The sequence below is a fragment of the Luteococcus sp. H101 genome (genome assembly GCF_038433155.1).
In the GTDB taxonomy this organism is placed as follows: domain Bacteria; phylum Actinomycetota; class Actinomycetes; order Propionibacteriales; family Propionibacteriaceae; genus Luteococcus.
In genome coordinates this window covers 17,506-43,455 of the sequence record NZ_JBCDMW010000044.1, presented here as the reverse complement: position 1 = coordinate 43,455, position 25,950 = coordinate 17,506, and the positions used below count along the sequence as shown (strand labels likewise).

Sequence of the window (25,950 nt, the reverse complement as noted above, 5' to 3'; positions counted from 1 at the left end):
CAAGGGGCTTGGTGGTGGGCCTGTGCTGCGTGGCCGGTGGCATTCCCGCCTGTGGCGGCGGGAACGTGGCACCATGAATCCATGCCCGGTCTGCTGGAGATCATCTGTTTGCACGACGCCGACGCCCGGCGCGCCGAGGAAGGCGGCGCCGACCGCGTCGAGCTGCTCGGCAGCCTGGACGACGGCGGGATGTCACCCGAGCCGGCGATGGTGGAGAAGGTGCGGGCCGCCACCGGCCTGGAGTTGCGGGTGATGGTGCGGCTGCGTGCCGGCTTCGGCACCGACGGCGGCGAGTTCGTCCGGTTGCAGGGCCTGGTCAATGCCTACCGGGATGCCGGCGCGGACGGGGTGGTCTTCGGCTTCCTGAACGGCTACGACGAGGTGGACACTGAGGTCTGTGCGGCGCTGGCCCAGACCGCGGACTGTCCGTGGACCTTCCACCGCGCGATTGACCAGGTGCTGGACCTGGACAAGGCCTGGCGGGTGCTGCCCCGGTTGCCGAGGCTGGACCAGGTGCTGACGGCCGGTTCCGCCCGCGGCGTCGAGCACGGTCTGGACGAGCTGCTGGCCCGGTGCAAGGCGGACCCGCAGGTGGCCGCGCTGGTGATGGCCGGCGGCGGGCTGCAGCCCGAGCACGTGCCATGGCTGGCCCGGGCCGGGGTGCGTAGTTTCCACATCGGCCGGGCAGCGCGTCCACTGGGGGAGTACAAGGCCTATGTGGATGCCCCGCTGGTGCGGACCTGGCGGGAACTGGTTGACGAGGAAGTGGCCGGCGTCAGTCGCCCCAGCTGAGCGAGACATTCTCCTCCAGCTGGTAGAGCGTGCGGATCCGGCCCAGGGACGAGTCCCGGAAGCCCGGCCAGTTGCTGGCATAGTCGGTCCGGGGCAGGGTGCGGGGCAGCACCACGACGTAGAGCTGGTGGTCCCGGGCCATCTCCAACTGCTGCGTGGCCCACAGCTCGGTGGCGTGGTTCTCCTGCAGCCCGTGCCAGGCCCGGTACCAGGACACGGTGCCCGGGCCCAGGGCCACCAGCGCCATCACCACCGCGGCCAGCTGGACGGTCAGCGAGACCGGGCGCAGCCTGCCCGTCGCCACCACCCAGACCGCGGCGCACAGCCCGGTGAGCAGGAACATGGCATAGGCGAAGAAGAGCGGGCGGTTCTCAAAGCCGCGCAGGGCGAAGGGCACCAACGGGGCGATGGCGGCGGGGGCCAGCACCAGCACCAGCGGCCACTCCCCGTCGTCGACGACCGCGGGCCGACGCCCAGCCAGCGCGGTGAGCACCCCGCCCAACCACAGCCCGACGAAGCACAGCACCAGCGGCCACCCAGTGGGCATCTGGAACCAGGCCTGCACGTCGCGGGCGTCCAGCTGGGCCAGCGTCCGGTCGCCGAGCCAGCACCACAGGCTCACGGCGGTCACCGTCAGGGTCATTCCCGCCAGGCTGACCCAGCGCCGGGCCGAGCCCCGGGCCAGCCCGGCCAGCCCAACCAGGACCACCGCGCCGGCCAACAGCAGCAGGTAACCCCAGTGGCGCTGCTGGAAGTGCGCCAGGGCAAAGACGGCATCCTGCAGGTGGTGCGGCTCCTGGCGTTGGACATCGGCGGTGATCTTGCGACGACGTTGCAGCCCCGGGGTGGTGAGCCGGTACAGGCTGATCCCCACCGTGAGCAGCAGCGCGGCCGCGGTGCTGGCGCGGTAGCGACACCGGGGCCAGCACAGCAGCGCGGTGGCGGCGAAGCCGGCCAGCATCAGGGCCAGGATCTCGTGGTGGTAGGCGGTCACGACGGTGACCGGCAGGCTCAGCCAGACCAGCCAGGGCCGGGTGGTCGGCCGACGCAGGGCGTGGCTCAGCGGCAGGGTGGCGGCCAGGAAGAGCGCCAGGCCGCCGGGGTAGCCGATGGTGGCGGCCATGAAGTACAGCGTGGTGGAGTCCAGCCAGCGGTCCCAGAAGGAGCAGGCGGTGGGCAGCGTGAGTGCGCCGGCCACGGCCAGGGCGTCGGCCACCCGGCCCCGGGCGGTGCGGGCCACGTCGGCCGGGATGAACTGCCGCGCCCACAGCCAGACCAGCAGGCAGGTGGCCCAGCAGACCCCGGCCATCACCAACCGGGTGCCGGTGGGGCCCAGGGCGAAGACCAGTTGGGCGACGGCGTCGGCGCTGCGGCCATTGCGTCGGGCCAGGTCATGGCTGAGGTTCTCCCGCCACAACCGCCAGGTCAGCTCCGTGGGCGGCACCTCATTGCGGGTCATGAAGAACAGGTCGTCATTGGACAGGGTGGGGAAGACCCACAGCCGCTGCCAGGCGATGGCCGCCAGCGTCCACACCAGTACCAGGGGCAGGGCAGGCAGGACACGGCGCACGGAAGGACACCCTACCGGGGGCACCCGATAGACTCGACTGGTGCCGGCCCCCGCCCTGTCCATCGTCGTTCCCTGCTTCAATGAGGCCGGGAACCTTGAGCGGCTGCACGACGAGGCCCTCCAGGCCCTCACCGAGCTGGGCGTCGACGCCGAGCTGGTGCTGGTGGACGACGGCTCCCGGGATGCCACCCGCGCGGTGGCGCTGCGGCTGTCCGAGCGTGACCCGCGCGTGCGGGTGATCTCCTTCTCCCGCAATTTCGGCAAGGAGGCCGCCATGCTTGCGGGCCTGCGCGCCGCCCGGGGTGAGGTGGTGGCGCTGATGGATGCCGACCTGCAGCACCCGCCTCGGCTGCTCTGCCGGATGTACCAGATGATCTCGACGGGTGAGGCTGACCAGGTGGTGGCCCGCCGCACCCGGCAGCATGATCCGTGGCTGCGTCGGCAGCTCTCCCGGCTGTACTACGGCTGCGTCAACTCGCTGATCGAGGTGGAGCTGCAGGACGGCGTGGGCGACTACCGGATGCTCAGCCGTCGCGCCGTGGACGCGTTGCTGCAACTGACCGAGGCAAACCGGTTCTCCAAGGGGTTGTTCGCCTGGATCGGCTTCCCGGTGGTGGAGCTGCAGTACTCCGGGGTGGGGCGGGCCGTCGGGGAGTCGTCGTGGACCCTGTCCTCCCTGCTGAACTACGGGATCGACGGGGTGGTGGCCTTCAACCATCGGCCGCTGCGGCTGTTGATCTATGCCGGGTTGGCCTCCTTCGGGCTGGGCCTGGCCTACCTGGCGTGGCTGCTGGTCAACGCCATGCTGGTGGGGATCGACGTGCCCGGCTACATCACCACCATCGCGGTGATCGTCTTCTTCGGCGGCGTCCAGCTGCTCAGCCTGGGGATCATGGGGGAGTACATCGGCCGGATCTATGCCGAGGTGAAGCACCGGCCGCACTACGTGGTGGCCCTGGACAGCAAGGCCGGGCGGCCCGCGGGTGATGGCTGAGACCCTGCGGCGGCTGGTCCGCTTCGGTCTGGTCGGCGTCGCCAACACGGCCGTCTACTACCTGTGCTACCGGCTCTTCCTGCTCCTGCTGCCCTACCTGGCCGCGCACCTGATCGCCTGGGCGCTCTCGGTGGTGTTCAGCTTCTTCCTGAACTGCTGGTTCACCTACCGGGTGCGCCCCACCTGGCGTCGCTTCCTGGGCTTCCCGCTGTCCACCCTGGTGAACCTGACCTTCACCACGCTCGGCTCGGTGCTGCTGGTGGAGGCCGTCAGTTTCGACGAGCGCTACGCCACCCTGCTGATGGGGATCCTGGCGATCCCCTTCACCTTCGCGGTGACCACCGTGGTGCTGACCACGGGGGTCAATGATCCGCGACGGGAGCAGGGTGGCGTGCGCTGAACCCGGCCGGCCGCTCAGCCGATCCGCTGGAAGCCGCTCGCCGTGCCGCCATTGGCGAGGCCGGCGGAGATGCTGCCGCCCCGCTTCACCGGGTAGGTGAGCAGCCGGGTGCCGGACTGGTAGGCGATGTCGTCGATCCCGTCACCGGTCAGGTCGCCGGGCGAGGCCACCATCCCGGGCTTCCAGCCCTGGCCCACCACGGCCCCGCCCTGCAGGCGGGTGCCGGTGGAGGTGTAGGCGCGCATCAGGCCGTCGCTGCCCATGCCCAGGACATCGGCCCGGGCGTCGGAGTTCACGCCCTGGACCCCCAAGATGGCGACGGTCTTGTTCCACCCGGTGCCCACCCGGCCGGCCGCGACGGCGCCGGTCTTCGGCAGCGAGTAGCGCAACAGGTCGCCATTGCGGTGGCGGGCCAGGATGTCCGGGGTGCCATTGGCGTTGAAGTCACCGACGGCGCTCAACGCGGTCATGTTGCCCCACCCCTGGCCAATCTGCCGGCCGGCGCTCAGGCTGCCCTTGCCATTGCCGACGTAGAGCCACAGGTTGCCGGAGGCGTCCCGGGCCAGCAGGTCCGTGATCCGGTCACCGGTGACATCGCCCGGGGAGCCGATCCAGTTCACCTTGCCCCAGCCCTGGCCGATCTGCACCGCGGCGCCCAGCTTGCGGTCGCTGCCCGCGGTGAACCGGTACATCACCCCGTTCTTGATCCCGAGCAGGTCGGTCCGGCCGTCCTTGGTCCAGTCACCCCGGACCAGGGGGACGGGAGTGGGGGTCGGGGTGGAGGAGGCATTGCGGTTCTTCCAGATGATCTGGGAGATGCCCGCGATGGTGGCCTTCTGGGTCTCCAGGCTGCCGGAGGCCGAATGGGTGAGCACCGCGGCGGTGTAGGCCGGGGCGTGGTGGTTGTAGCCCACCGAGTTCACGTGCCAGCCGTCGGTGCGCGGCAGCCAGCCATTCTTCACGGCGATGTCCGTGCCCGGGCCCTGGTTGACGCCCCAGGAGGAGGCGCCACGCATCAGCGAGAGACCGTAGCTGCGCATCGAATCGTTCAGCACCGGGTTCTTGCGGGAGAAGTGGTCCACCAGCACCACCTGGTCCGGCGCGGTGGTCACGGTCAGGCCCCAGTAGCCGCCGGGGCCCAGCGTGGTCTCGCGCAGGCCCATCCGGTTGATCACCGACTGCACCGCGGTGCGGCCACCCACGTGCTGGTACAGGTTGGTGGCGGCGGTGTTGTCCGACTGCTTGATCATCGGGATCATCTGGGAGATCTCCCAGCTGGTCAGGCCGCGGCCCTTCTGCTGGGCCTGGTACATCACCGTCGCCATGATCTGCACCTTCACGATGCTGGCGGTGACATTGGACTTGCTGCCCTTGTAGTAGCTGTGGATGGTGCTGCTGCCGGCCTTGCGCCAGGCCACGCCGATGCTGCCGGAACGGCTGGCGGCATAGTTGGCCAGCTGGCTCTGGAAGGGGAAGGCCACCACGGGGCCGTAGCCGGCCGGGTCCGCGACGGCGGCGGCCGTGATCCCACGCTCGCCCTTGGCCTGCTTCTCGGCCACCGCCCGATCCGCCGCGGCCACCACCGCTTCGGTGTCGGCCACCACATGCAGCAGCGGATCCCCGCTGACCTTCAGGTGGCCCTGCGCATCGGTGGTGGCGGCGCGGCAGGCCAGACCGGTGGCGGCCACCGACAGCGGGGCCTGGTCCAGGACCCGCCAGCTGCCGGCGGAGCGCTCCACCCGCACCAGGCCGATGTCGTCGCAGATCACCTGCTGCTGGCCGCCGGCGGGGGCCGCCTGGGCGGCGAGCGGCACGGAACCGATGCCGGTCAGGGTGAGCAGGGCTGCCAGGCTCGCGCGGGCGGCTGGGGATTTCATGGTGGACATGTGCTGCCTCCAGTTCGTCATTGTGCTTTCGGTTACCACTGATACGCCCGCGACGACCATTTGGTTGCACCCGGCGTGGTGCTGCGCGGCGCGCTGGCAGGGGCAGGTCGAGCGGATCCGGGACCAGCCTTTCACAGCCGACGGACGGATATGACGGGTGGCAGAGTCTGGGTGGTTCAGCCGGCCAGTTCCGGGGGCAAGGGTTCGCGGTGCAGCACCACCAGGGAGGTGACCGCCCGGGTGAGACAGACATAGAGCCGCCGCAGGCCGGTGACCTCGTCGGCCTCCCCGGCCACCAGCGCGGCGGGTTCCACCAGCAGCACGTGGTCAAACTCCAGGCCCTTGGCCAGGCTGGCCGGCACCACGTCCAACCGGACCCCGGCGCGCTCCTCGCCCATGGGGCACCAGGCCAGGCCGGCCCGGTCCAGGCCCGCCGTCAGCTCGGGCAGGGCGGCGTCGGCCACGATCAGCCCCACCGTCCCCTCCCGCTCCAGCAGCCGAGCAGCCTCGACGGGGGTGGCGGCCAGGACGTCCTCGGCCCGCCGCACGCCCAGTTCACCCCGGTTGTGCCGGATGGAGGTGGGCCGCGCCAGCTGGGGCGCGATCCGGGGCAGCAACCGGGCGGCATAGTCGATCACCTCGCCGGGCACCCGGAAACCCTCGGTGAGCTCGCTGATGGTGGCCTCCGGATGGCCCAGATGGGTCAGGGAGTCCCGCCAGGACCGGCTGGCCCAGGGGGTGGTGGCCTGGGCCAGGTCCCCCAGCAGGGTGACCGACCCGGTGCTGGCCCGCCGCCCGGCCGCCCGCAACTGCATGGCGGACAGGTCCTGGGCCTCGTCGATGATCACATGGCCCAGGCTGGGGGTGCGGTTCAGCAGGTCCGCAACCTCGTCGGCCAGCACGATCTCCGCGGCGCTCCACCGGTGGGAGCCGGGGGCCTTGGTCCGCCTGGGCGCCAGCAGCAACTCCTGTTCCTCGACGGTGAACAGGTCCTGGGCGCAGGCGGCCAGGAAGTCGGCGTCGGTGAGCAGCCGGTGGGTGAGTTTCGGCACGGTCAGAGCCGGCCAGATCTGGTTGACCAGGTCCTTGACGGTCTTCATCCGGGCCACCCTGTTCTGCACCCGGTCATCGGTGGTGGCGCCGCTGACCTCCATCCGGAGCAGCACCTGGTGGGCCAGCCTTTGGGGCAGCATCTCCCGCCCGGCCAGGTAACGCACCCCGCGGCTGCGCAGGCTGGCGACCGCGTCGGTCAGGTAGTAGGGGGCAATCCGCCAGGTGCGGATTCCCATCGGCACTTCCAGGATGGTCTGGGGTTCGCTGACATGCCCCCAGACCGCCCGTCGGGCCAGCTCCGCCACCCGTGGGTCACCCAGCAGGGTGCCGCGCTCCGGGGAGTCGACGGCCTTGACGGTCAGCCCGGTGGCCTGGGCGGTGAGGCTCTCGATGGTCTCCTGCCGGGCGTCGATCTCCCCCAGCGCGGGCAGCACGTCGCCGATGTAGCGCAGGAAGTTGGCATTGGGGCCGATCACCAGCACCCCCTGCCGGCTCAGCGTGTCCCGATAGGCGTAGAGCAGGTAGGCGGCCCGGTGGAGCCCGACGGCGGTCTTCCCGGTGCCCGGGGCGCCCTGGATGGCCAGCGAGGTGGCCAGATCCGTGCGGACCAGCACGTCCTGGTCCGGCTGGATGGTGGCGACGATGTCCCGCATCGGCCCCGTGCGGGGGCGTTCGATCTCCGCCTCCAGCAGGGCCGAAGCGCCGTCGGTTCCTGAGCCGGTGGCCAGGTCCTCGTCCTCGAAGGCGGTCATCTGCCCGTGCTGGAAGCCGAAGCGCCGGCGCAGGCGGCAGCCCATCGGCTCGCCCGCCCGGGCCCGGTAGAAGGGCAGGCTCATCGGCGCCCGCCAGTCGATCACCAGCGGGTCTCCACCCACCTCGCCAGTGACATGCCGACGGCCGATGTGGGCCACCTCGTCGAACTCCGCACCCAGGCGACGGGCATAGTCCAGCCGGCCGAAGAAGAGCGGGGTTTCGGGGTCATTCTCCAGGCTCTCCATCCGGCGGTAGAGCATCTGCTTGAGATGGGCGGTGCTCACGGCGTCCCCACCCACGGCGGTGGTCCAGTCCGCAGCCTGGGCGCGCATCTGCTCCAGCGCCCGGTGGGCGGCCTCAAGGTGGGCCCGCTCCCGGGCCAGGACGTCGACGGTTTCGGACACGACTGTTCTCCTGCGCACGTGGTGGCTCTGCCGGCCCGACGGCTGAACCCGGCGGGCGGCCCGCGACGTCCGGGAGGGCGGCGAGCGGTGGAGGGGCAGGCGACCCACCCTACCCGGCCACCAGCGGTCAGGGCACACCACCGCTCACCCGGATCTCCACTCGGCGGTTCCGGGCCCGGTTGGCCTCCGAGTCGTTGGGCACCACGGGTTGCTCCTCACCCCGCCCGCTGACCGTCACCCGGTGCCGCGCCAGGGAGTCGGCCAGCGCGGCCTGCACCCGGGCCGCGCGGCGCCGGGAGAGGTCCAGGCCGTGCTCGGAACTGCCCAGGTCGTCGGTGTACCCGGTGATGCTGACCCGGGCCGGGGGCCGGGCCCGCAGCTCCCGCCCGATCCCCCGCAACCGGGTGCTGGCCTGGGGCAACAGCACGTCCGAGTCCCTGGCGAAGAGCAGGTTGGCGTCCAGCCGGAGGTCCAGCCGTCGGGAGCCCTCCCGTCGCTGGACCACGCCCTGCAGGTCCTGGCTGACCGCGGTGATCTCCCGGGTGGGCAGCGCGTCGGGCCGGGGGAAGGCGGTGGGGTAGAAGGTCCGGCTGCCCGGGGTGGGCTCCGGCAGGCTGGCGACGCTGACGCTGCTGCTGCGGGCACACCAGCACAGGGCGAGCAGCCAGAGCAGCAACAACACCAACCGCCGTTCCGGCCGCCGCCCGCACCGGGCGTTCATCGGACCGGGACCCGGTTGAAGCTGCCGAAGGTGGCGGCCCGCACGGTCAGCTCGGTGGCCGCGGGGTCCGGAGCCCCGAACAGGCAGCTGGTCCAGTAGACATCCCCGCGCTCCCAGCCGCCGTGGAAGTCGGGCTGGCACAGCTCGGAGCCATCGGCGGTGGCCGGGTGCAGCACCACCCGACGGGGTCCGTCCACCAGGCTGAAGCCATTGGCCCGGCCGTGGATGGAATCGGCGAAGCCCTGTCCGGACAGCACCGTGTCCGCATTGGCGAACTCGTCCGCGGGACGCTCCAGCACCCGCAGCCTGGTGTTCAGCACTGCGGTCCGCCCTTCCCGGCGCACCGGGTAGACGTCCAGGGCCAGCCGGAATCCCTGCGCGGTCACCTCCCGGGTGGCGACGGGTGCGTCGGTGGTGGGTGTGGCCCGCGCCGAGGGGCCGGACGCCTCGCTGGGTGTCGGGCTTGCTCCACTGGTGACTGGCTGGGAGTCGGTGGCAGGGCCGGAGGCGTCGGGCACGCTGCAGGCGGTGAGCACCAGAAGCGGGATCAGGGCGATGCGTCTCATGCAACCAGCCAAATCGAAGACCGGTGCGTGGGCGAGCGTCCAACCGCCCTGCGGTGTTGTCCGAATGTTGTCCGATTGTTGTCCCACCGCGCCACAGCGGCTGCGGCCGCCTCAAGGGTTGCCTAGATTGGGGGCATGGTCCCACCAGTCCCGCCGGCAGAGCGTCGTCGCAAACAGCGCCGTGGCGCCCGGGTGCTGGTCCGCGAGGGGGAACACGTGCTGCTGATGAGCGATTCCGACCCCGGCGTGCCGGGCAGCAGCTGGTGGGTGCTGCCGGGCGGTGGACTGGACGGCGACGAGCCCACCCGGGTGGCCGCCGCACGGGAGCTGGCCGAGGAGACCGGGTACGTGGTGGACCCGGAAGAGCTGCGCGGGCCGATTGCCCGACGGGTGGCCACCCACGGCTATTCGGACCGGATCCTGGTGCAGGACGAGGAGATCTTCCTGCTGGACGCCCGCCGCTTCGACGTCGACACCTCCGCCTTCACCGCCGCGGAGCAGACCCGGATGGGTGGCTGGGGCTGGTTCGGCCCGTCCGAGCTGGCGGAGCTGGAGATCTGGCCGGCCGAGACGGCGGAGCTGGCCCGCTGGGCGGGCGAGGCCTGCCGGGACCTGGGTGCGGTGGAGGAGTCCACCGTGCCCGTCGAGCTCACTTCCTGGTGAAGTGCAGTTCCACCCGCCGGTTCTGGGCCCGGGACTTCTCGTCCTTGTTCGGCACGGCCGGATCGGCCTCGCCCTTGCCCGCGACGCTCACCGTGATCCCGGACAGCTGCGGGGCGAGGGCCGTGCGCACCGCCTCGGCCCGCTGCTTGGACAGGGCCAGGCCGTGTTCGGCCGAACCCAGGTCATCGGTGTAGCCGGTGATGGTCAGCGTGCCGGGGCCCTTGGCCTTGAGCTGGGCCCCGATCTCGGCCAACCGCGTCTGCGCGGCCGGGAGCAGGGCGGCGGAGTCCTTGCCGAACAGCACATTGCTGTTCAGGGTGACGTCCAACCGCTTGCTGCTCTCCGACGTCCGGGCGGTGCCCTTGACGTCCTGGGTGCGGGTGGTCAGCTCGATCACCCGGGCGTGGGGTTCCACGATCCGGGGGTGCGCGGTGGGCGGCGGGGTCTCGTCGGCCACCGCGGGGGCGGCCAGCAGGCCGGGGCCGGCCAGGGTCAGCAGGCCGAGCACCAGTACCGCGGCCCGGGCGTCACTTGATCTGGACATTGGCGAAGGTCCCGAACTTGTCGGTCTTGATGCTCATCATGCTCTCTGTCTCGGGGACTCCCGCGAAGGTGCAGGTCACCGTCACGACGTCGCCCACCCGGGCCGAGGACGGCGGTGTGGGCGAGCACAGCGAACTCTCCACCACGTCCGGGTCTGCCAGGGCCGGCAGGTACATCTTCTCCCCGGCCTGGTCGATCAGGGCGAAGCCATTGGGCACCTGCTTGACCGTGGACCAGGTGCTGCTGCTGTCGGTGAGGATCCGGCCGTCGACGGACGAGTTCGAGCCCAGCTTGGTGTAACCCAGGTCGGCGGTCATCAGCACGGCCTTGCCCTGGCGTCGCAGCGGATACATCGACACCTTGTAACCGACGCCACCGCTGGTGATCTGCTTGGTGCCGACCGGGTCGCCCAGGTCTTCGGCGGCGGTGCTGGTGGCCGATGGGCTGTCCTCGCCCGTCGGTTGGCCAGTGTTCTGGGTGGTGGTGTTCTGGGCAGTGGCGCTCTCGGCCGTGGCCTGGTCCGCGCTGGCGGCCGCGGATTCTGCGGGGCTGGGCGGTTCCTTGGCGGCGCACCCTGCCACGGGGAGCGTTGCCATCAGGACTGCAATCGCCACGGAGGTCTTCTTCATCACGCGGGCAGTCAAACACGGCGGTGGTCCACCGCAGGGAAGCGGGACGGCCCGCCCCTGGTGGGGACGGGCCGTCGGGTGGGACGTGCGGCGGGCGATCAGGCCTCGACGCGGCCCTCACGCTGCTCATGGCGGGAGACACCCTCGTCGGTGAGCGTCTTGTACAGCGCGCCGGCAATCATGGCGCCCAGGATCGGGGCCACCCAGAAGAGCCAGACCTGACCCAGCGCCCAGCCACCCTGGAAGACGGCGGCGGCCAGCGAACGGGCCGGGTTCACCGAGGTGTTGGTGACGGGGATGGAGATCAGGTGGATCAGGGTCAGGCCCAGGCCGATGGCGATCGGGGCGAAGCCCTTGGGGGCTCGGTCATCGGTGGAGCCCAGGATGATGAACAGGAACATCGCAGTCAGCACCACCTCGATCAGCAGGCAGGCCAGCAGCGAGTAGCCGGCGGGCGAGTGGGCGCCGTAGCCATTGGAGGCGAAGCCGGAGGCCTTGGCGTCGAAGCCGTCCTTGCCGGAGGCGATCAGGAAGAGGATCCCGGCACCGACGATGCCGCCCACCACCTGGGTGACGATGTAGGGCAGCACGGCCTTGGCCTCGACGCGCTTGGCGGCGAACAGACCCAGGGTGACGGCCGGGTTGAAGTGGCCGCCGGACAGGTGGCCGAAGGCATAGGCGGCGCTCATCACGGTCAGGCCGAAGGCCAGCGCGACGCCGACGAAGCCGATGCCCAGGTTGACGGGGGTGGGGTCGGTGCTGAGCACCTTGGCGGCCAGCACGGCGGAGCCACAGCCGCCGAAAACCAGCCAGAGGGTGCCGAGGAACTCGGCAACCAGCCGGGACTTCATGGAAACGTTCATTCAACTACTCCTTGTACCGCCCATCGGGAGATGGGAGTGACACTGCCCGCGGAGCGACGGTGACCCGCGAAATTCCTTGAGGTCAAGAAATCAGGCAGGCGTCACACTACCGAGAATTCCCCGGCCGTCCGCCCGCCCCCGCTCTGCTTGGCAAACTTTCAGCCAGACTTCGGGTCCGGGCCTCCTGCGGTTCACCCGGTGATGTCCTCGGCGTCGATGATCCGGTAGGCATAGCCCTGCTCGGCCAGGAAGCGCTGCCGGTGCTGGGCGAACTCCGCGTCGGAGGTGTCGCGGCTGACCACGGCGTAGAAGCGGGCGGTGCGGCCGTTCTTGGGGCGCAGCAGCCGGCCCAGCCGCTGCGCCTCCTCCTGTCGGGAGCCGAAGGCGCCGGAGACCTGGATGGCCACCTCGGCGGTGGGCAGGTCGATGGAGAAGTTGGCCACCTTGCTGACCACGATCAGATCGATCTGGCCCGTGCGGAAGCGGTGGTAGATGTCCTCGCGCTGCTTGTTGGTGGTGGCGCCGGTGATCAGTTCGGCGCCCAAGGCCTCGGCCAGTTCCTCCAGCTGGTCCACGTACTGGCCGATCACCAGGGTGGGCTGGCCACGGTGCTGGGCCACCAGGTCCAGCACCACCCGGGTCTTGCTCTCGGCGGTGGCCGCCAGCCGGTAGCGCACGTCCGGATCCGCGGTGGCGACGGCCATCCGCTCCGCGTCGGTGAGGGTCACCCGGACCTCGACGCAGTCCGCGGGGGCAATCCAGCCCTGGTTCTCCAGGTCCTTCCACGGCGCGTCATAGCGCTTGGGGCCAATCAGGCTGAACACGTCGCCCTCCCGGCCGTCCTCCCGCACCAGGGTGGCGGTCAGGCCCAGCCGGCGCCGGGCCTGCAGGTCCGCGGTCATCCGGAAGACCGGCGCGGGCAGCAGGTGTACCTCGTCGTAGATCACCAGGCCCCAGTCCCGGGCGTCGAACAGCTCCAGATGGGGATGGATCCCCTTCCGCTTGGAGGTCACCACCTGGTAGGTGGCGATGGTGACCGGCCGCACCTCCTTCTTGCTGCCGGAGTACTCGCCGATCTCGTCCTCGGTGAGGCTGGTGCGGCGCAGCAGCTCGTCGCGCCACTGCCGGGCGCTGACGGTGTTGGTGACCAGGATCAGTGTGGTGGCCTGCGCCAGGGCCATGGCGTCGGCGCCGACGATGGTCTTGCCGGCCCCGCAGGGCAGCACCACCACGCCGGAACCCCCATGCCAGAAGGATTCCGCGGCCTCGTGCTGGTAGGGGCGCAGCTCCCAGCCGTCGGTGACCAGCTCGATCCGGTGGTGCTCGCCGTTGACATAGCCGGCCAGGTCCTCGGCCGGCCAGCCCAGCTTGAGCAGCTGCTGCTTCAGGTTGCCGCGTTCCGACGGGTGCACCGTCACCGTGTCGTCGTCGATCCGGGCCCCCACCAGACCCTTGATCCTGGCCGAACGCAGCACCTCGGTCAGCACCGCCCGGTCCGTGCTGACCAGCACCAGCCCGTGGGTGGGGTGCTTCTCGATCCGCAGCCGGCCATAGCGGCCCATCGTCTCGGTGATGTCCACCAGCAGGGAGCTGGCGACGGGATAGCGGGAGAAGCGCAGCAGCACGTCCACCACCTGCTCCGCGTCGTGCCCCGCGGCCCGGGCATTCCACAGGCCCAGCGGGGTGAGCCGATAGGTGTGCACGTGCTCGGGCGCGCGCTCCAGCTCCGCGAAGGGGGCGATCTGGATGCGGCAGTCCGCTGCGTCGGGGTGGTCCACCTCCAGCAGCAGGGTGCGGTCGGACTGGACGATCAGGGGGCCGGGAGTGTTCATCGCAGGCAAGTATCCTCCCCGCGGGCAAGTTTTGGATGCTGGGGCCGGGCCCGGGTAGGCTGTGTGGGTTGCCTGGCGAGGGTACCGGAAGAATCCGGTCCGTTATCGACGTGGTGTGAGCGCAAGCTCTTTCCTCCCTCGTGGGCGTCTACGTGATCTGGACACCCCAGAGACGAAGGTTGAGGAGGACCACCAATGGCCACCAATGAGTTGAAGATTTTCGCCGAGAAGCGCACCGAGTTTGGCAAGGGCGCTGCCCGTCGCATCCGTCGCGCCGACAAGGTGCCCGCCGTGCTGTACGGCCACGGCATGGAGCCCGAGCACCTGACGCTGCCGGGCCACGAGATCCTGCTGGCCCTGCGCACCGCCAACGTGCTGCTGAGCCTGGACATCGCCGGTGAGAAGGAGCAGCTGTGCCTGCCCAAGCAGGTGCAGCGCGACCCGATCAAGGGCTTCATCGAGCACGTGGACCTGCTGCTGGTCAAGCGCGGCGAGAAGGTCACGGTCGAGGTCCCCGTCCTGCTGACCGGCGAGGCCGCCGCCGAGACGTCCGTCAACCAGGACCTCACCACCCTGGCCCTGGAGGTCTCCGCCATGAACATCCCGACCGAGATCGAGGTTTCGATCGAGGGTCTGGAAGCCGGCAGCCAGATCAGCGTGGCCGACATCACCCTGCCCGAGGGCGCGACCTTCAACGGTGAGGCCGCCGAGACCCTGATCGTCGGCATCAATGCCGCCGAGGAGCTCGACGTCGAGGGCGACGCCGAGGAGGGTGACGAGGCTGCCGAGGGTGACGAGGCCGCCGAGGGCGAGTCCGAGGGCGAGTGACCACCTTCCTGGTGGTGGGGCTGGGAAATCCCGGCCCCAGCTACGCCAACACCCGGCACAATGTCGGGTTCATGGTGGTCGACGAGCTGGCCCGCCGCGCGCGGGCCAGCTGGTCGGCCCCCCGGCAGATGCGGGCCGACGTCGCGGAGACGCGGATCAGCCGCGCCGGAATGGGCGCCCCCGGTATCGACGCCCACAAGGTGGTGCTGGTCAAGCCTCGCACCTTCATGAACGAGTCCGGCCAAGCCGTCGGCAAGCTGGCCGCCTTCCACAAGGTGGCGCCCGCGCAGGTGGTTGCCGTGCACGACGAGCTGGACCTGGACCTGGGCCAGCTGCGGCTCAAGCTGGGTGGCGGCGACAATGGCCACAATGGCCTCAAGAGCATGCGGCGCCACCTGTCCACCGGGGACTTCGCCCGGGTGCGGTTCGGGATCGGACGCCCGCCGGGCCGGCAGCAGCCCGCCGACTATGTGCTGGCCCAGATCCCCGCATCGCTGCGCACCGACGTCGCACTGGAGGTGGGCCGCGCCGCCGACGCCGTCGAACTGCTGCTCACCGACGGCCTGGAGGCGGCGCAGAACCGGTTCAACTCCTGAGCCGGCGGAGCTACTTCTTGACGCTCGGCGACGGGCTGTCCGCGGCCTCCTTCGCGGGGGCATGCGCCGCGGCCACCTGCTGCACCAGCGTCGTCAGGGTGCCGACCCCGCCGAAGGGTGAGCGGCCGGCCAGCACCGGCCAGACCCGCTTGGCGCGGACCGCGTGGACCGCCCGCCACGCCGGATCCTTGGCCAGCAGCGGCCGGGCGGTCCGGTAGCCGGCATCGTCAACCACCAGCAGGACCTCGGCGCCCTTCAGCGCCGCCAGATCGGTGCCCACCACGCCCCGGGGGTCGCCCAGGTCGGTGCCCGGGTTGATGATCCCCACCTGGTCCAATTGCATCCCGGCGGCCGATCCCGGCCCCAGGTGGTGTACCTGGACCTGCTTCCCGGCGACGGTGAACTGCACCAGCCAGGTGCCCGGATGCACCCGCCCCCGCAGGTCTTCGCGTGCCTTGCCCACCGCATGGTCCAGGGCCGTGGTCAGGGCATCGGCCCGCTGCCCGCGGCCGAGCAGGCCCCCGGTGCGGGCCAGGTTCTGCCGAGCCCGGGCCAGCGGCTGCAGGTTGGAGGGGCCGTCCAGCAGGTGCAGGGGCGCAATCTGCTCCAGATCCTTGCGGATGGCGGCGGGCACGACGGTGAGCGTGCCCAGCAACAGTTGCGGCTGGGCCGAGCGCAGCTCCGCCAGCCGGTAGCCGCCGGCCCGGGTGCCCAGATCGGCCGTCGCGGAGGCCAGCCTGAGCCCGGCCAGGGTCTTGGTGAAGGCCGCCACCTCCGGCGCGGCCACCGGCTGCAGCCCCAGGCTGAGCACGTCCTCCGCGCGCTCCCAGTCCAGCACTGCCACCCGGGTCACCGGGGTGGGGGTGGCCGTCGAGGAGGTGGCGGGGTCACCGCTGCAGGCGGCCAGCAGGCCGCCCACCAGCCCGGCGCCCGCCACCGTCAGGAATTCGCGCCGGGTGCGCGCGTCGTCCGCCCTCACCCGGTCACATCCAGGCAGAGGGGCCGGAGGAGCCCGCCCGGTACTCGTCCATCGGCACCCGGTTCTCGGACCAGGCCTGGATCACCGGGCCGAGGATCCGCCAGCACTCCTCCGCGATGTCGCCGCGGACGCTGAGCAGCGGGTCGCCGTCCAGGATCCCCTCCAGGATTTCGCCATAGGGCCGCACCGCGCTGCTGCCCAGCTCGGTGAACAGCACCGAATCCTCCAGGTCCAGCACGTCGCCCTCGGCATTGGTGGTGATCCCCACCGCGATGTTCTCCGGCTTCATGCCGATGCTGATCACATTGGGCACCGGCTGGTTCTTGAAGCCCTCCGGCAGGTGGCCGACGGGCTTGAAGACCACGGTGATGCCATTGCGGCCATCGCCCAGCGCCTTGCCGCTGCGCAGCTTGATCGGCACCCCGGCCCACCGGGAGGTCTTGATCCGCACGGTGAGTTCGGCCAGCGTCTCGGTGTTGTTGGCCGGGTCCACACCCTGCTCGTCGACGTAGTTGGGCACGTCCCGGTCCCCGATCCGGCCGGCCACATAGCGCGCCCGGCGCGAGTCCTTGACGGGGTCATTGCTCCACAGCTCGGTGGCGCGCAACACATGGGCCATCAGGTCACGCAGCTCCAGCTCGTCGATCCGGGCCGGCTCCTCCATGGCAAACATCGCCATCACCAGCAGCAGGTGGCTCTGGATCATGTCCTTCAGGGCGCCGGCCTTGTCGTAGTAGCCGGCCCGGCCCTCGAGGGCCAGGGTCTCGTCGGTGACGATCACCACATGGTCGATGTTGTTGGCATCCCAGACCGGCTCGAACAGCCGGTTGGCAAAGCGCAGGCCCAGCAGGTTCAGCACGGTGGACTTGCCCAGGAAGTGGTCCACCCGGAAGATCTGCTTCTCCGGCACCACCTTGGCCAGCGTCTGGTTCAGCTGGTGCGCGCTCTCGGCGTCGCGGCCGAAGGGCTTCTCAAGCGCCAGCCGCAGCGTCGCCGGGTAGTCGATGGTGGCCAGCGCCTCGCACGCCTTGACGGTGACCGCGGGGGGCAGGGCGAAGTAGAGCACCGGATCGCTGGGCAGCTGGTCCAGCAAGGTCTTGAGCTCGTCGGGGCTGGTGACGTCCAGCTTCACATAGCGGGTGGTGGCCAGCACCTGGCCGATCCGGCCCTGCGGGCAGCCGCCCTCGGCCAGGGCGTCGGCGACGATCTGCTTCCACTGCTCGTCGGAGATCTCCTCCATGGCGGCGCCCACCAGGGTCAGCTCCGGCCGGGAGTGTTGCTTCAGCAGGGTGCCCAGTCCGGGCAGTAGCAGGCGGTGGGTCAGGTCGCCGGAGGCGCCCAGGATCACGAGGGTTGCGGGAGTACTCACGCGATGACTCTAGAAGACGACTCAACCTGATGCCCCGGCCTCGGCGTGTCGCGGGCCGGTTGGCGGCGACGGGTAGATTTGTCGGGTGACTGTGACCGGCCTGACCCGCCTGCTCGCCTCCGATCCCGTCCTGTCCCGGGCAGTCTCCCGGGCGTCGGCCACCCCGACGCTGGACCTGACGGCACCGGCCGCCGCCCGCGCGGCGCTGGCCGCCACCCTGACCGAGGCCCTGGGCCGGCCGGTGCTGCTGGTCACCTCCACCTATCGGGAGGCCGAGCAGCTGACGGCGGAGCTGGACAGCTGGCTGGGCGCCGACGAGGTGGCCTACTACCCGGCCTGGGAGACGCTGCCGCACGAGCGGCTGAGCCCCCGCTCGGACACCGTCGGGCGACGGCTGGCGGTGCTGCGCCGCCTGGCCGGCAAGGACCAGCTGCCGGCCCCGCGGGTGGTGGTGGCCCCGGTGCGTTCCCTGCTGCAGCCGCAGGTGAAGGGGCTGGCGGAGCTGAAGCCGGTGCGGATCGTCGCCGGTCAGGACTTCGACGTCGACGAGCTGGCCACCGCCCTGGTGGGGGCCGCCTACCACCGGGTTGACCTGGTGGAGCGGCGCGGGGAGTTCGCGGTCCGCGGCGGGATCGTGGACATCTTCCCGCCCACGGAGGAGCACCCGGTGCGGGTGGACTTCTTCGGCGACGAGGTGGAGGAGATCCGGCACTTCACCGTCGCCGACCAGCGCTCCATGCCCACCCGGCTGGACGAGATCACCGCCTCTCCCTGCCGGGAGCTGCTGCTCGACGACGCCGTGCGGGCTCGCGCCCGGGCGCTGCTCCCGGACCATCCGGAGCTGGCGGAGATGCTGGACAAGATCGCCGAGGGACATGCGGTGGAGGGCATGGAGGCCCTCACCCCGGCCTTGGTGGATGGCCTGGAACTGCTGGTGGACGTGCTGCCCGCCGACGCCGTCGTGCTGGTCAGCGATCCGGAGCTGGTCCGCAGCCGCGCCCATGACCTGGTGCAGACCAGCCAGGAATTCCTGCACGCCTCCTGGGCGGCGGCGGCCGCCGGCGGCAAGGCACCGATCGACCTGGGGGCCTCAGCCTACCGGGAACTGGCCGACGTCCGGGCGCACGCGCTGCACCGGGGCCAGGCCTGGTGGAGCCTGTCCAGCTTCACCGCTGGCCCCGCGCCCCGCGCCGCGGACCCGACCATCGCCGACGACGGCGAACTGATCGACCTGTCCCACCTGGCCACCGACGGCGTCGACTCCCACAGCCTGGCCTGGCAGGCCACCGAGTTGTGGAAGGGCGACACCGAGGCGGCGGTGGCCGAGATCGCCCAGGCGGTCAAGGCCGGGGATGCCGTGGTGCTGGGCGTGGAGGGCAAGGGCCTGGCCAGCCGGATGAGCGAGGTGCTGACCGACCACGAGATCGGCTCGCACATCGCCGACGCCCTGGTGGCCGAGCCGGAACGGGGCACCGTCACCATCGTCCCGGCCAGCCAGCGGCACGGCTTCCGGGTGCCCGGCCTGGGCCTGAGCCTGTTCACCACCGGGGACCTGGCCGGCAACAAGCCGGCCGACAAGTCCGAACGCAAGATGCCCAGCCGGCGCAAGAACCAGATCAGCCCGCTGGAGCTGAAGACCGGGGACCCGGTGGTGCATGAGCAGCACGGCGTCGGCCGCTATCTGGAGATGGTGCAGCGCACCGTGGCCGGCTCCACCCGGGAATACCTGGTGATCGAGTACGCGGCCAGCAAGCGTGGTCAACCGGGGGACCGGCTGTTCGTGCCGATGGACCAGCTGGACCAGGTCACGCGCTATGTGGGCGGCGAGTCCCCAACGCTGGACAAGATGGGTGGCGCGGACTGGAACAAGCGCAAGTCCCGGGCCCGCAAGGCGGTCAAGCAGATCGCGGCCGAGCTGATCAAGCTCTATGCCGCGCGGCAGGCCACCCGGGGGCATGCCTTCGGCCCGGACACCGCCTGGCAGCGGGAGCTGGAGGACGCCTTCAACTACGTCGAGACCCCGGACCAGCTGGCCTGCATCCAGGAGGTCAAGCAGGACATGGAGCAGGTGGTCCCGATGGACCGGCTGATCTGCGGCGACGTGGGCTATGGCAAGACCGAGATTGCGGTCCGCGCCGCCTTCAAGGCCGTGCAGGACGGCAAGCAGGTGGCCATCCTGGTGCCCACCACGCTGCTGGTCACCCAGCACCACGCCACCTTCGCCGAGCGTTATGCCGGCTTCCCGGTGCACGTGGCCCAGCTCTCCCGCTTCCAGACCGATGCCGAGGCCAAGGCTGTCAAGGAGGGCATCACGTCGGGCAAGGTGGACGTGGTGGTGGGCACCCACCGGCTGTTCAGCGGCGAGGTGCAGTTCAAGGACCTGGGCCTGGTGATCATCGACGAGGAGCAGCGCTTCGGCGTCGAGCACAAGGAGGCGCTGAAGAAGCTGCGGCTCAATGTGGACGTGCTGGCCATGTCCGCCACCCCGATCCCGCGCACCCTGGAGATGGCCATCACCGGCATCCGGGAGATGAGTGTGATTGCCACCCCGCCGGAGGAGCGGCACCCGGTGCTCACCTTTGCCGGTCCCTATGACGAGGCGCAGGTGGTGGCGGCGGTGCGCCGCGAGCTGGCCCGGGAGGGGCAGGTCTTCTACGTGCACAACCGGGTGCAGTCCATCGAGAAGACCGCCGCCCGGCTGCGGGAACTGGTGCCCGAGGCGCGCGTCGTGACCGCGCACGGGCAGATGAACGAGCACCAGCTGGAACAGGTGATGCAGGACTTCTGGGAGCGTCGGGCCGACGTGCTGGTCTCCACCACGATCGTCGAGGCGGGGCTGGACATCTCCACCGCCAACACCCTGCTGATCGAGCGGGCGGACCTGATGGGCCTGTCCCAGCTGCACCAGCTGCGCGGCCGGGTGGGCCGCGGCCGGGAACGGGGCTACGCCTACTTCCTGTACCCGCCAGAGAAGCCGCTGACCGAGACGGCGCATGACCGGCTGGCCACCATGGCGGCGCACACGGACCTGGGCGCCGGCATGCAGATTGCCATGAAGGACCTGGAGATCCGCGGCGCCGGCAACCTGCTGGGCGGGGAGCAGTCCGGTCACATCGCCGACGTCGGCTTCGACCTCTACATCCGGCTGGTGGGGGAGGCAGTCGCCGACTTCCGCGGTGATCCCGACGCCGAACCCGAGCCGGAGATGCGGATCGAGCTGCCGGTGGACGCCAACCTGCCCAATGACTACGTCGAGTCCGAGCGGCTGCGGCTGGAGATGTACAAGCGGCTGGCCGAGGTGCGCAGCGAGGCCGACATCGCGGAGGTGCGGGCTGAACTGGCCGACCGTTATGGCCCGCTGCCCGGCCCCACCGAGGTGCTGCTGGAAGTGGCCCGCTTCCGGCTGCTGTGTCGCTCGGTCGGCCTGACCGAGGTGGTGGGCCAGGGCAACAACATCCGCTTTGCCCCCGCGTCGTTGACCGACTCCCGGGAGCTGCGGCTGGGCCGGCTGTACCCCGGCAGCGTGATCAAGCGCCAGGCCGGCTTCCTGCTGGTCCCGCGGCCCACCACGGCGCCCGTGCTGGGCCAGCCCGTGGTGGGCCTCGACCTGCTGCGGTGGGCCACCCGGGTGCTCGTCGACATCTTCGACGCCGTCCCGACGCCGGCTGCGGACGGCTCCTGAACCGACGGCTACAATCACCACGACGGCCCGGCAACGCACAGGAACGGGCATTCCGGAAGGACAACAGATGAAGTCAGCTCGCGTGGCGGTTCCCCTGATGGCCCTGGCGTTGTTCGCCGGCTGCGGTACCCCCACTGGCAGCACCGCCTTCCAGGTGGACGGCCAGACCACCCGGATCAGCCAGGTGGAGGACTCGGCCAAGGGGTGCGCCGGGATCATCCAGCAGGACGCCACCATGATCAAGCCGCAGGTGGCCAACATGCTGCTGATGAAGGAGCTGGCCCGCGGGGCCGCGCAGGCCACCCGCGTCGAGATCACACCCGCCATGCGCGCCGAGGCCCTGAAGCAGCTGCAGGGTGAGCCCCTGCTGGCCAATCCCGAGTGCGCCGCCGCGGTGAATGGCTTCGCCGACTATGCGGCCCTGGCCCAGAAGCTGGGCAAGGAGAAGCTGTCCACGGCGATCAAGGGGCTGGACGTGCAGGTCAACCCGGTCTTCGGCACCTGGGACCGGGACAAGGGTGCCTTCGCCAGTTCCTCCGGCTCGCTGAGCATGGAGGACCTGGGGCAGGGCAAGGTCTTCGGCGGCCAGTGAATCCGTCGGATCCCGCTGGTGACCAGGTGGCGCGGCTGGCCGGGGTGATGCACCGGCTGCGCGACGAGTGTCCGTGGGATGCCCAGCAGACGCACCGCAGCCTGGCCACCTACCTGGTGGAGGAGACCGGGGAGGTGCTGGACGCCATCGAGTCCGGTGACGACGCCGACCTGCGCGAGGAACTGGGCGACCTGCTGCTGCAGGTGGTCTTCCACTGCGAGATCGCCGCCCGGGAGGGACGTTTCGATCTGGACGACGTCGCGCATGACATTGCCGACAAGCTGGTCCGCCGGCACCCCTATGTCTTCACCGACGCCGAGGTCCCCGCGGACATGATGGCTTCCTGGGAGCAGCGCAAGCGCGCCGAGAAGGGGCGCACCTCCAGCCTGGACGGGATCGCCCAGCAACTGTCCGCGCTGGCCCGGGCCACCAAGGTCACCTCCCGGGTGCGCAATCACGACGTCGCGGTGGAGCTGGCCGACGAGCCGATCACCGCCGACGAGGTGGGCCGGCAGGTGCTGCGGCTGGTGCAGCGGGCCCAGGCCAGCGGCGTCGACGCGGACCAGGCCACCCGCGATGCCCTGCGCGCCTTCGAGGCGCAGGTGCTGGCCGCGGAGCAGGCTTCCGGCGCCAGGGGTTAAGCCCGAGTTACCCAGAAGCGAACGCCGCATTCTTTCTGGCACCTCCAATGCCGCCCGCGGGAATGGGCCGCTAGGCTGCAGGTGGAACATTTTCCATCTTGCGAAAGGCAGATCAGATGGCAACCATCGAATTCATTGACGCCCGGGAAATCCTGGACTCCCGCGGTAACCCCACGGTCGAGGTCCAGGTCATCCTGGACGACGGCGCCGAAGGCCGCGCCGCGGTTCCCTCGGGTGCCTCCACCGGCGCCTTCGAGGCCGTCGAGCTGCGCGACGGCGACAAGAAGCGCTACGACGGCAAGGGCGTGCTGAAGGCGGTCGAGAATGTCGTCGAGACCATCGGCGAGGAGGTGCTGGGCTTCGAGGCCTCCGAGCAGCGTCTGCTGGACCAGGCCATGCTGGAGCTGGACGGCACCGACAACAAGGCCAAGCTGGGCGCCAACGCCATCTTGGGCGTCTCCCTGGCCGTCGCGCACGCCGCCGCCGAGTCGGCCGGCCTGCCGCTGTACCGCTACCTGGGCGGCCCCACCGCCAACATGCTGCCCGTGCCGATGATGAACATCCTCAACGGTGGTTCGCACGCCGACAGCAATGTGGACATCCAGGAGTTCATGATCGCCCCGATCGGCGCCGAGAGCTTCAAGGAGGCCCTGCAGCACGGTGCGCAGGTCTACCACGCCCTGAAGTCCGTGCTGAAGGAGAAGGGCCTGGCCACCGGTCTGGGTGACGAGGGCGGCTTCGCCCCCAACCTGGAGAGCAACCGCGCCGCGCTGGAGCTGATCGTCGAGGCCATCAAGAAGGCCGGCTTCGAGCCCGGCAAGGAGATCGCCCTGGCCCTGGACGTCGCCGCCAGCGAGTTCTACAACGAGGACGGCACCTACAGCTTCGAGGGTGGCAAGAAGTCCGCCGACGAGATGGTGGCCTACTACGCGAAGCTGGTCGAGGACTTCCCGCTGGTCTCCATCGAGGACCCGCTGAACGAGGAGGACTGGGACGGCTGGAAGAAGATGACCGAGCAGATGGGCGACAAGGTGCAGCTGGTCGGCGACGACCTGTTCGTGACCAATGTCGAGCGCCTGCAGCGCGGCATCGACGAGAATGCCGCCAACGCCCTGCTGGTCAAGGTGAACCAGATCGGTTCGCTGACCGAGACCATCGACGCCGTCACCATGGCCCACCGCGCCGGCTTCCGCTCGATGATGTCGCACCGTTCGGGTGAGACCGAGGATGTCACCATCGCCGACCTGGCCGTCGCCCTCGGCTGCGGCCAGATCAAGTCGGGCGCCCCGGCCCGCTCGGAGCGCGTCGCCAAGTACAACCAGCTGCTGCGGATCGAGGAGGACCTCGACGACGCCGCGGTGTACGCCGGCGCGGCCGCCTTCCCGCGTTTCAAGGCCTGAGCATTCGTCAGGACCTGTAACACTGGGTAGATGGTCAACAAGCCCACCCACAACGGTCCGGGTCGCGGTACGCCGCGTACCCGGGCCGTTGCGTCTGCCCGGAACCGTTCCCGCAGCCCGCGCCAGACCCGACGGGTGGAGCGTCCCGACGGCACGCAACTGCCTGCCGCCACCCCGGTTCCCCGACTGATCCGCGGCGCGGGGTTCACCCGTCGCGCCATCGCCTTGCTGGTGGTGTGCGCCGTGTTGCTGATCAGCTTCGGCTCCAGCCTGCGGGTCTATCTGCGCCAGGAGCGGGAACTGGCCGTGGCCCAGCAGCAGATCGCCGAGCGCACCCGGGCCAATGCCGAGCTGGCCGACGAGATCGAGCGGTGGAAGAACCCGGACTTCGTCAAGGCCCAGGCCCGGGAACGGCTCGGCTGGGTGGTGCCCGGCGAGGTGGGCTACCGCGTCGTCGACGCCAATGGGGAACCGCTGGGCGGGGGAGTGAGCATCAGTTCCACCCGCACCCTGCCCGCCGGCGAACACGAGACCGCGTGGTGGGACCGGCTGTCCGGCTCCATCGCCACCGCCGACGAGCCGTTGGTGGCCCCCGGCAGCAAGGAACCCGTGGTCACCGCCTCCCCCGAACCCGGCAGCACCCCCACCCCCACCCCCACTCCCACGAAGAAGCGATAGATGGCACAGCTCGAACCGATGACCCCCGCCGACGAACAGGCGATCCACGAGCAGCTCGGCCGAATGCCCCGCGGCGTGGCCGGCGTCGCCTGGCGCTGCCCCTGCGGCCAGCCGGGCGTGGTCGCTACCCAGCCACGGCTGCCCGACGGAACCCCCTTCCCCACCACCTACTACCTGACCTGCCCCCGCGCCACGTCGGCCTGCTCCACGCTGGAGGCCTCGGGCCTGATGGCCCAGATGAGCCAGCGGCTGCAGACCGACGAGGAGCTGGCCGACGCCTATCGGGCCGCGCACGAGGCCTACCTGGCCGACCGGGCCGCGCTGGGCGAGGTGCCGGAGATCCAGGGGATCAGCGCCGGCGGAATGCCCACCCGCGTCAAGTGCCTGCACGTGCTGGTCGGCCATTCGCTGGCCGCCGGCCCCGGCGTGAACCCGCTGGGCGACGAGGCGGTGGCCGCGCTGGGCGATTTCTGGACCCGCCCCTGCCTGCAGGATTCCCCGTCGCCCGAACCCACCGAGGGCAACTGATGCGCGTCGCCGCCATCGACTGTGGCACCAATTCCATCCGGCTGCTGATCGCCGAGGCCGGTCCCGACGGCCGGATGGCGGAGCTGGACCGCCGGCTGGAACTGGTCCGGCTGGGGCAGGGCGTCGACGCCACCGGCGAATTCCATCCCGACGCGCTGCGCCGCACCTTCGCCGCCGTCGACGACTATGCCCAGCGGATCCGGAGCTTCGGCTGTCAGCGGGTGCGCTTCGTGGCCACCTCCGCCGCCCGCGACGCCCACAACCGAGAGACCTTCTTCACCGGCATTCGGGAACGGCTCGGCGTCGAGGTGGAGATCATCCCCGGCGACGAGGAGGCGGCGCTCAGCTTTGCCGGCGCCCTGGCCGGCGTCCATCCCGACGCCGAACCGGTGCTGGTGATCGACATCGGCGGCGGTTCCACCGAGCTCATCCAGGGCGGCCGCGACGCCCAGATCCAGCACGCCATCAGTCTGGACATGGGCTCGGTGCGGCTGCGGGAACGCTTCCTGCACAGCGATCCGCCCACCGCCGAGGAGATTGCCGCCGCCACTGCCTTCATCGACGGCCTGTTGGACCGCAGCGGAGTCGCCTTCGACGCGGTGCAGCGCTTCATCGGCGTGGCCGGCACCGCCACCAGCCTGTCGGCCATCCAGCAGGAACTGGCCGAATACCAGCGGGAGCTGGTGCATGGATCACGGCTGGAACCCCGCCAGATCCAGCGGCTGGCCGCCGACCTGCTCGCCACCCCGGCGGAGCAGATCGAGGCCACCACCTGCCTGCCGCTCAAGCGTGCCGAGGTGATCTGCGCCGGCGCCCTGATCCTGTCCCGGATCGTTGCCCGCGTGGCGGAGCCGATGGTGGTCAGCGAGTCCGACATCCTGGACGCCCTGGCGATGGGCCTGTTGGGCTGACGTCGGCCGAGGCTGCGACGTTGGCCGAGATTGCTGACGCCGCCCGAACCTGTTGACGCCGGCCGAGCCCGTCGAGG

At 70.6% G+C, this 25,950-nt stretch carries 24 protein-coding genes; 13 read left to right on the top strand and 11 right to left on the bottom strand.

What is annotated here, in order from left to right; translation table 11 throughout:
* Nucleotides 1–81 precede the first annotated feature (81 nt).
* Complete coding sequence (locus tag AAEX60_RS16095) at nt 82–792, top strand: copper homeostasis protein CutC (RefSeq protein ID WP_342104997.1); 711 nt, start codon at nt 82–84, stop codon at nt 790–792.
* On the opposite strand, the gene AAEX60_RS16090 is transcribed toward AAEX60_RS16095, so the two are convergent.
* Nucleotides 776–2,362: a hypothetical protein gene (locus AAEX60_RS16090; RefSeq protein WP_342104994.1), complete on the bottom strand. Its 1,587-nt coding sequence runs from the start codon at nt 2,360–2,362 to the stop codon at nt 776–778. The genes AAEX60_RS16095 and AAEX60_RS16090 overlap by 17 nt on opposite strands.
* A 40-nt stretch (nt 2,363–2,402) precedes the next feature.
* Between AAEX60_RS16090 and AAEX60_RS16085 the strand changes: the two genes are divergently transcribed.
* Together AAEX60_RS16085 and AAEX60_RS16080 are read left to right on the top strand one after the other, a co-directional pair.
* The gene (locus tag AAEX60_RS16085) at nt 2,403–3,356 is read left to right on the top strand and encodes a glycosyltransferase family 2 protein (protein ID WP_342104991.1); all 954 of its coding nucleotides are present in this window, start codon (nt 2,403–2,405) and stop codon (nt 3,354–3,356) included.
* The gene (locus AAEX60_RS16080) at nt 3,349–3,756 is read left to right on the top strand and encodes a GtrA family protein (protein ID WP_342104988.1); all 408 of its coding nucleotides are present in this window, start codon (nt 3,349–3,351) and stop codon (nt 3,754–3,756) included. Before AAEX60_RS16085 ends, AAEX60_RS16080 begins: the two co-directional genes overlap by 8 nt.
* A 14-nt stretch (nt 3,757–3,770) precedes the next feature.
* Here the strand turns inward: AAEX60_RS16080 and AAEX60_RS16075 are convergent, their stop codons facing one another.
* The 4 genes from AAEX60_RS16075 to AAEX60_RS16060 form a co-directional block, all read right to left on the bottom strand.
* Nucleotides 3,771–5,642, bottom strand: coding sequence for an FG-GAP-like repeat-containing protein (locus AAEX60_RS16075; RefSeq protein ID WP_342104986.1), 1,872 nt, complete (start codon nt 5,640–5,642; stop codon nt 3,771–3,773).
* A gap of 176 nt (nt 5,643–5,818) precedes the next feature.
* Nucleotides 5,819–7,852, bottom strand: a complete 2,034-nt coding sequence (locus tag AAEX60_RS16070) for a HelD family protein (RefSeq protein WP_342104984.1) — start codon at nt 7,850–7,852, stop codon at nt 5,819–5,821.
* 127 nt (nt 7,853–7,979) lie between these two features.
* The gene (locus AAEX60_RS16065; RefSeq protein ID WP_342104982.1) at nt 7,980–8,534 is read right to left on the bottom strand and encodes an OmpA family protein; all 555 of its coding nucleotides are present in this window, start codon (nt 8,532–8,534) and stop codon (nt 7,980–7,982) included.
* Nucleotides 8,535–8,569: 35 nt separating this feature from the next.
* Nucleotides 8,570–9,139 (bottom strand): hypothetical protein, encoded by a 570-nt coding sequence (locus AAEX60_RS16060; RefSeq protein ID WP_342104980.1) that lies wholly within the window; start codon nt 9,137–9,139, stop codon nt 8,570–8,572.
* Nucleotides 9,140–9,274: 135 nt separating this feature from the next.
* Between AAEX60_RS16060 and AAEX60_RS16055 the strand changes: the two genes are divergently transcribed.
* Nucleotides 9,275–9,802, top strand: a complete 528-nt coding sequence (locus AAEX60_RS16055) for an NUDIX hydrolase (RefSeq protein WP_342104978.1) — start codon at nt 9,275–9,277, stop codon at nt 9,800–9,802.
* Here AAEX60_RS16055 and AAEX60_RS16050 read toward each other — a convergent pair.
* The 4 genes from AAEX60_RS16050 to AAEX60_RS16035 form a co-directional block, all read right to left on the bottom strand.
* The gene (locus AAEX60_RS16050) at nt 9,789–10,346 is read right to left on the bottom strand and encodes an OmpA family protein (RefSeq protein WP_342104976.1); all 558 of its coding nucleotides are present in this window, start codon (nt 10,344–10,346) and stop codon (nt 9,789–9,791) included. The two genes, AAEX60_RS16055 and AAEX60_RS16050, sit on opposite strands and share 14 nt — an antisense overlap.
* Nucleotides 10,330–10,974: a hypothetical protein gene (locus AAEX60_RS16045; protein WP_342104974.1), complete on the bottom strand. Its 645-nt coding sequence runs from the start codon at nt 10,972–10,974 to the stop codon at nt 10,330–10,332. The genes AAEX60_RS16050 and AAEX60_RS16045 overlap by 17 nt, the downstream gene beginning before the upstream one ends.
* A gap of 98 nt (nt 10,975–11,072) precedes the next feature.
* Nucleotides 11,073–11,837 (bottom strand): aquaporin Z, encoded by a 765-nt coding sequence (aqpZ, locus tag AAEX60_RS16040; protein WP_342104972.1) that lies wholly within the window; start codon nt 11,835–11,837, stop codon nt 11,073–11,075.
* Nucleotides 11,838–12,028: 191 nt separating this feature from the next.
* Entirely contained in the window at nt 12,029–13,669 is a 1,641-nt protein-coding gene (locus AAEX60_RS16035; RefSeq protein WP_342104970.1) for a DNA repair helicase XPB, read from the bottom strand.
* A 195-nt stretch (nt 13,670–13,864) separates the two neighbouring features.
* Here AAEX60_RS16035 and AAEX60_RS16030 point away from each other — a divergent pair, with 195 nt between their 5' ends.
* Both AAEX60_RS16030 and pth read left to right on the top strand, forming a co-directional pair.
* Entirely contained in the window at nt 13,865–14,497 is a 633-nt protein-coding gene (locus tag AAEX60_RS16030; protein ID WP_342104968.1) for a 50S ribosomal protein L25/general stress protein Ctc, read from the top strand.
* The gene (pth, locus tag AAEX60_RS16025) at nt 14,494–15,093 is read left to right on the top strand and encodes an aminoacyl-tRNA hydrolase (RefSeq protein WP_342104966.1); all 600 of its coding nucleotides are present in this window, start codon (nt 14,494–14,496) and stop codon (nt 15,091–15,093) included. Before AAEX60_RS16030 ends, pth begins: the two co-directional genes overlap by 4 nt.
* A 10-nt stretch (nt 15,094–15,103) precedes the next feature.
* Here pth and AAEX60_RS16020 read toward each other — a convergent pair whose 3' ends face one another.
* Together AAEX60_RS16020 and AAEX60_RS16015 are read right to left on the bottom strand one after the other, a co-directional pair.
* Nucleotides 15,104–16,072 carry a hypothetical protein gene (locus AAEX60_RS16020; RefSeq protein ID WP_342104964.1) on the bottom strand — a complete coding sequence of 323 codons (969 nt, stop codon included), beginning with the start codon at nt 16,070–16,072 and terminating at the stop codon, nt 15,104–15,106.
* Nucleotides 16,073–16,076: 4 nt separating this feature from the next.
* Nucleotides 16,077–17,441, bottom strand: coding sequence for a glucose-6-phosphate dehydrogenase (locus tag AAEX60_RS16015; RefSeq protein ID WP_342104962.1), 1,365 nt, complete (start codon nt 17,439–17,441; stop codon nt 16,077–16,079).
* Nucleotides 17,442–17,517: 76 nt separating this feature from the next.
* Here AAEX60_RS16015 and mfd point away from each other — a divergent pair, with 76 nt between their 5' ends.
* The 7 genes from mfd (at nt 17,518) to AAEX60_RS15980 (ending at nt 25,873) form a co-directional block, all read left to right on the top strand.
* Nucleotides 17,518–21,123, top strand: a complete 3,606-nt coding sequence (mfd, locus tag AAEX60_RS16010; protein WP_446721329.1) for a transcription-repair coupling factor — start codon at nt 17,518–17,520, stop codon at nt 21,121–21,123.
* Between the two features lie 67 nt (nt 21,124–21,190).
* Nucleotides 21,191–21,715: a hypothetical protein gene (locus AAEX60_RS16005; protein ID WP_342104958.1), complete on the top strand. Its 525-nt coding sequence runs from the start codon at nt 21,191–21,193 to the stop codon at nt 21,713–21,715.
* A gap of 47 nt (nt 21,716–21,762) precedes the next feature.
* Nucleotides 21,763–22,356 carry a MazG family protein gene (locus tag AAEX60_RS16000; protein WP_342105012.1) on the top strand — a complete coding sequence of 198 codons (594 nt, stop codon included), beginning with the start codon at nt 21,763–21,765 and terminating at the stop codon, nt 22,354–22,356.
* A gap of 116 nt (nt 22,357–22,472) precedes the next feature.
* Nucleotides 22,473–23,756, top strand: a complete 1,284-nt coding sequence (eno, locus tag AAEX60_RS15995; protein WP_342104956.1) for a phosphopyruvate hydratase — start codon at nt 22,473–22,475, stop codon at nt 23,754–23,756.
* Between the two features lie 30 nt (nt 23,757–23,786).
* Complete coding sequence (locus AAEX60_RS15990; RefSeq protein ID WP_342104954.1) at nt 23,787–24,434, top strand: FtsB family cell division protein; 648 nt, start codon at nt 23,787–23,789, stop codon at nt 24,432–24,434.
* Nucleotides 24,435–24,962, top strand: a complete 528-nt coding sequence (locus tag AAEX60_RS15985) for a DUF501 domain-containing protein (RefSeq protein WP_342104952.1) — start codon at nt 24,435–24,437, stop codon at nt 24,960–24,962.
* Nucleotides 24,962–25,873 (top strand): Ppx/GppA phosphatase family protein, encoded by a 912-nt coding sequence (locus AAEX60_RS15980; RefSeq protein WP_342104950.1) that lies wholly within the window; start codon nt 24,962–24,964, stop codon nt 25,871–25,873. The genes AAEX60_RS15985 and AAEX60_RS15980 overlap by 1 nt, the downstream gene beginning before the upstream one ends.
* Nucleotides 25,874–25,950 lie beyond the last annotated feature (77 nt).

What these genes read in the sequence shown, in the direction of transcription:
- AAEX60_RS16095 (WP_342104997.1), top strand. Translation starts at nt 82, where the DNA reads ATGCCCGGTCTGCTGGAGATCATCTGTTTGCACGACGCCGACGCCCGG.
- AAEX60_RS16080 (WP_342104988.1), top strand. Translation starts at nt 3,349, where the DNA reads ATGGCTGAGACCCTGCGGCGGCTGGTCCGCTTCGGTCTGGTCGGCGTC.
- AAEX60_RS16075 (WP_342104986.1), bottom strand. Translation starts at nt 5,642, where the DNA reads ATGTCCACCATGAAATCCCCAGCCGCCCGCGCGAGCCTGGCAGCCCTG.
- AAEX60_RS16060 (WP_342104980.1), bottom strand. Translation starts at nt 9,139, where the DNA reads ATGAGACGCATCGCCCTGATCCCGCTTCTGGTGCTCACCGCCTGCAGC.
- AAEX60_RS16055 (WP_342104978.1), top strand. Translation starts at nt 9,275, where the DNA reads ATGGTCCCACCAGTCCCGCCGGCAGAGCGTCGTCGCAAACAGCGCCGT.
- AAEX60_RS16050 (WP_342104976.1), bottom strand. Translation starts at nt 10,346, where the DNA reads ATGTCCAGATCAAGTGACGCCCGGGCCGCGGTACTGGTGCTCGGCCTG.
- AAEX60_RS16045 (WP_342104974.1), bottom strand. Translation starts at nt 10,974, where the DNA reads ATGAAGAAGACCTCCGTGGCGATTGCAGTCCTGATGGCAACGCTCCCC.
- aqpZ (WP_342104972.1), bottom strand. Translation starts at nt 11,837, where the DNA reads ATGAACGTTTCCATGAAGTCCCGGCTGGTTGCCGAGTTCCTCGGCACC.
- AAEX60_RS16035 (WP_342104970.1), bottom strand. Translation starts at nt 13,669, where the DNA reads ATGAACACTCCCGGCCCCCTGATCGTCCAGTCCGACCGCACCCTGCTG.
- AAEX60_RS16030 (WP_342104968.1), top strand. Translation starts at nt 13,865, where the DNA reads ATGGCCACCAATGAGTTGAAGATTTTCGCCGAGAAGCGCACCGAGTTT.
- AAEX60_RS16005 (WP_342104958.1), top strand. Translation starts at nt 21,191, where the DNA reads ATGAAGTCAGCTCGCGTGGCGGTTCCCCTGATGGCCCTGGCGTTGTTC.
- AAEX60_RS16000 (WP_342105012.1), top strand. Translation starts at nt 21,763, where the DNA reads ATGCACCGGCTGCGCGACGAGTGTCCGTGGGATGCCCAGCAGACGCAC.
- eno (WP_342104956.1), top strand. Translation starts at nt 22,473, where the DNA reads ATGGCAACCATCGAATTCATTGACGCCCGGGAAATCCTGGACTCCCGC.
- AAEX60_RS15990 (WP_342104954.1), top strand. Translation starts at nt 23,787, where the DNA reads ATGGTCAACAAGCCCACCCACAACGGTCCGGGTCGCGGTACGCCGCGT.
- AAEX60_RS15985 (WP_342104952.1), top strand. Translation starts at nt 24,435, where the DNA reads ATGGCACAGCTCGAACCGATGACCCCCGCCGACGAACAGGCGATCCAC.
- AAEX60_RS15980 (WP_342104950.1), top strand. Translation starts at nt 24,962, where the DNA reads ATGCGCGTCGCCGCCATCGACTGTGGCACCAATTCCATCCGGCTGCTG.